Annotated in this window: 3 protein-coding genes; all 3 read left to right on the top strand. The window is 75.9% G+C overall.

The genetic code is table 11. From position 1 onward, the window contains the following. Positions 1–1631: cellulose biosynthesis cyclic di-GMP-binding regulatory protein BcsB (locus LW587_RS23635; RefSeq protein ID WP_232632016.1), on the top strand; the 1631-nt coding region annotated here is incomplete at its 5' end. Further along, the gene (locus tag LW587_RS23630) at positions 1628–2776 is read left to right on the top strand and encodes a glycosyl hydrolase family 8 (RefSeq protein ID WP_232632015.1); all 1149 of its coding nucleotides are present in this window, start codon (positions 1628–1630) and stop codon (positions 2774–2776) included. The genes LW587_RS23635 and LW587_RS23630, both read left to right, overlap by 4 nt. Beyond that, positions 2761–4305: hypothetical protein (locus LW587_RS23625; RefSeq protein ID WP_232632014.1), on the top strand; the 1545-nt coding region annotated here is incomplete at its 3' end. The genes LW587_RS23630 and LW587_RS23625, both read left to right, overlap by 16 nt.

Raw genomic sequence — 4305 nt, 5'->3', positions numbered from 1 at the left:
GGGCCGCGCGCATCACCCTGGCGGGCGACGGCCCCGCCGACATCGAGGCGGCGCAGCGGATCGTGGGCGTGACGGCCCCGCGCGACCCGCTCGGCAGCCCCCAGGGCCTGAGCGCCCTGGCCCAGGCGCGCGGGGTGCCGGCCCAGGGCGGCGAGACCCTCGCCCTGTCGCGCTTCGGGCTGCAGAGCCGGGACTTCGCCGGCCGCCTGTTCCGGACCGGCTTCGACGTGACCCTGCCGACGGATTTCGTGCCGGCGGACTACGACCGGATCACCCTCGATCTCGCGGGCGGCTACGCTGCCGGCCTGGAGATCGGGGCCCAGATCATCGTCGACCTCAACGGCCGCAACGTCGCCAGCGTGCCCCTGGCCCGCGCCGACGGGGACATCTTCCGGGACGAGGCGATCGCCCTGCCGCTGAGCCGCTGGCGGCCCGGGCGCAACCGGGTCGAGATCAAGGCCCTGCTCCCGACCGCCTCGGACCGCGTCTGCGAGGAGGGGACCGCGCGGCGGCGCTTCCTGCTGCTCGACCGCTCGACCGTCACGGTGCCGCCGCTGGCCCGGGCCCTGCGCCTGCCGGATCTGGCGGCGACCCTGGCCGGCGGCCTGACGAAGGCCGCGCCCGACCAGCGCCCGCGCCTCGTCGTGCCGACGCCGGACCGGGAATCGATGTCGGCCGCGGCGACGCTCGCCGTGCAGATGGCGGTCTCCGCCCAGCGCCCGTTCGACTTCGAACTCGCCAACGATCGCGCGCTGGAGGGACGCAGCCCGACGGTGGTGGTAGCGCCCGCCCGGGCCCTCGAGCCCGAGATCCTGCGCATGGTGGGCCTGAACCCGGACCAGATCCGCCAGATCTGGGAGGGGCGGGCGGCGACCGTGCCGCTGGGCGAGCCGACGCGCCGCCTCGCCGCCATGGACGGCGCGAGCCTCGACCGGCTGCGCAACGACCGCCCCCCCGCCTGCGCGCTGCCGGCCCCGGGCCCGCGCGCCGCCGGCCCCGGACCGTCGCGGGCGCACCCCGATTCCGGCGAGCGGGAGGAGCGCGACTTCGTCGCCGACTGGAACGGCACCCTGTCTCCGCCCGCGCGCCTCGCCGACCGGGCGAGCGCGTTCACCGCCCGGCTCGGCGCCGCGGCACGGGAGAGCTGGACCGCCGCGGTCGCCTGGGCGGAGGATCAGGTGCGCGAGCCGGTGATCGAGGTGGACCCGCAGGCCTCCCTCGTCATCGGCCAGGGCCTGCCCGGGCGCGACCCGAACGGGCTCCTGACCGTCGTCACCGCGCCGAACGCCGCCACCCTCCAGGCCTCGGTCCTCTGCCTGACCACCCCGTCGATCTGGAGCCGGATCGGGGGCCGCCTCGCCACCCTCGACGCCGAGGACGGGACGCTCGCCGTCCACGACGCGAAGCAGGTCCGCATCGTCGAGAGCGTCCCGATCTCCCTGGCGAACCTGCGCCTCGTCGTCGCCGGCTGGTTCTCGACCAATCCGAGCGTCTTCGTGCTGATCCTGTTCGCCGCCGCGGTCAGCCTCGGCCTCAGCACCACGGCGATGCTGCGCGACGTGGGCCGCGCCAACGCCCCGGCCCCCCGGGCGCCGCGGGCCGCCAACACCAATCGGGAGGAGGAGCGATGATCCCCTGCCGGGTACGCGCCCTCGTCGGCTCGACGGCCCTGGCGACGGCCCTGGCCCTCGCGCTGAGCCTGACGCCCGCACCGGCGCAGGCGCCGTCGGAGCCCACCGAGGCACGGCCGGCCGCCGGGGCCAGCGAGGGCGCGCCCCTGCTGAACAGCCTCGGCCCGACGGCGGCCTGGCGCAGCTACAAGGCGCGGTTCGTGACCGACCAGGGCCGCGTCGTCGACACGGCCAACGGCCGGATCAGCCACAGCGAGGGCCAGGGCTACGGCCTGCTGCTGGCCGTGGCGGCCGGCGACCGCGACGCCTTCCAGCGGATCTGGGGCTGGACCCGGGCCAACCTGATGGTGCGCGACGACGCGCTGCTGGCCTGGCGCTGGGAGCCGGACAAGCGGCCCGCCGTCGCCGACATGAACGACGCCACCGACGGCGACATCCTCGTCGCCTGGGCGCTGGTCGAGGCGGGCGAGGGCTGGGCCGACGAGGGCTACCGCCTGGCGGCCCGCCGCATCGCCGTGGACATCGCCCGACGGACCGTCCTCTTCCGCAGCGAGGGCCCTCCGCTCTTGCTTCCGGCGATGAGCGGCTTCTCCGCGGAGGACCGGCCGGACGGGCCGGTCGTCAACCTGTCGTACTGGGTCTTCCCGGCCCTGCCCCGGCTCGCCGCCGTCGCGCCGGAATTCGACTGGGACCGGCTCGGCGCGGCCGGCCGGGACCTCGTCCTGCGGGCGCGTTTCGGCGAGGCGAAACTCCCCACCGAATGGATCTCGATGCGGGGCGGCCAGCCCCAGCCCGCCTCCGGCTTCCCGCCGCACTTCTCCTACAACGCCGTGAGGGTTCCGCTCTATCTCGCCATGGCGGGCGTCGCGGAGCGCCGCGACTACGCGCCCTTCCTGGCGCTCTGGGCGGAGCCCGACCCGGCCGGACTGCCGATCGTCGACACCGCGAGCGGGGCCGTTGCGGGGCGCATGGGCGAGCCCGGCTACGCGGCGATCCCCGCCCTGGTCGCCTGCGCGGTCGACGGCACGCCGCTGCCTCCCGGGATGCGGGAGCCCGCCCCGGGCGAGAACTACTACCCGGCCACCCTCCATCTCCTGGCCCTGGCGGCCGCCACCATGAGGTACCGGACATGCCTCGGCCGCTGACCCGCCCGCGCGGGCCCCGCCCGGTCCTGCTCGCCGTCGTCGGCGGCCTCGGCTGGTCCGTCGTCGCGCAGGCCCAGCCGGCGCCCGTGCGCACCGGCGTGCTCCAGCTCGACGAGCGCCGGGCGCCCGTGATCCTCGAGACCCCCCAGAATGCGGGCGGCGCCGAGATCATCGACGAGAGCGCGCTGCGCTATTACGCGGCCCAGCGCCAGGGCGAGCGCGTCCAGACCGAGATCGCGCGGCTGCGCCGCCGCTACCCGAACTGGACCGTCCCGGCCGACCTCGACACCCTGAAGCCGAGCCCGCCCGAGGAGGCCCCGATGTGGGACCTCTTCACGGCCGGCCGCTTCGACGAGCTGCGCACCGCCATCAGCGTGCGCCAGGCGGCGGATCCCGGCTGGCAGCCCTCGGAGGATCTCGCGCGCAAGCTGAACCGGGGGACCCTGCGCAGCGCCGCCCGCGCGGCGGTGCGGGACGGGGCCTGGGACGACTTCATCGCCCGGGTGAAGGCCTCGCAGGAGCCCGTGCAGACTCTCGACATCGACATCGCCTGGACCCTGGCGGACGCCTATGCCCGCAAGGGCGACCTCGCCCAGGCCTCGGCGATCTATCGCCAGCGCCTCGACGCCCAGACCGACGCGGCCCTGCGCCTCGCGACCGTGCAGAAGGCCATGGCGGCGATGCCGATCGCCGCCGTCGAGCCGCTCCTGGCCATCGGCGGCCGGGGCGCGGACGGCACCGACGAGTTCGGGGCGATCCGGCCCGACGTGACGCGGGCCCGCATGGTGGCGGCGTTGCGCGGGGAACCGTCCGGGCGGATCGAGCCCGCCGATCTCACCACGGTCGCCGATCAGGCCCGCCGCCTCGGCCAGCCGTCGCAGATCGCCCTGCTCGGCTGGTACGCCTATCACCGCCGCCAGTTCCGGGAGGCGCTGGAGTGGTTCAAGCTGGCCCAGAGCCGGGGCGGCGACGCCGCGGTGGCGACGGGGCTCGCGCTGTCCCTGCGGGCGATGGGCCAGGGTCGGGAGGCGGAGGAGGTCGTGTTCGCGTGGCGCGCCGCCTCCGTGACGAACCTTTCCCTCTACGTCGACATGATGGAGCGGTCCCTGGGCGAGAGCGCGGGGGCGGCCGTGGAGCCCGAGCGGCTCGACCGCTTCGCCAAGGTCGTCCTCGCCACCGGCTCGGGGGAGGGCGCGCAGGCGCTGGGCTGGTACGCCTACAATGCCTGCCAGTTCGAGGCCGCCGCCGACTGGTTCCAGCGGGCGGTGAGCTGGAAGCCCCGGGAGGCCTCCGTCCTCGGCTACGCGCTCAGCCTCTCCCGCCTGAAGCGGACCCGCGCGTATCTGGAGGTCGTCAACCGCTACGACGGGCTGTTCCCGAAGGTGGTCGGGCTCGTCTTCGCCGAACCCGACCCGCAGGCGCGCGACACCGGCCCCTGCGGCCCCACTCCGGCGGCGGCGGCGGCGCAAGCCGTGGCCGCTCCTCCCGTGCGGGCCAAGGTCCCCAAGCCCACCGCGGCCGCCGCCGTC

The sequence above is a fragment of the Methylobacterium sp. Leaf118 genome (assembly GCF_920984675.1).
Taxonomy (GTDB): domain Bacteria; phylum Pseudomonadota; class Alphaproteobacteria; order Rhizobiales; family Beijerinckiaceae; genus Methylobacterium.
The sequence above is the reverse complement of the archived record's forward strand: the minus strand, read 5'-3'. Positions and strand labels throughout refer to the sequence as shown.

Bases quoted from the DNA above. Each gene is read 5' to 3' on its own strand.
- LW587_RS23630 (WP_232632015.1), top strand. From the start codon at position 1,628: ATGATCCCCTGCCGGGTACGCGCCCTCGTCGGCTCGACGGCCCTGGCG.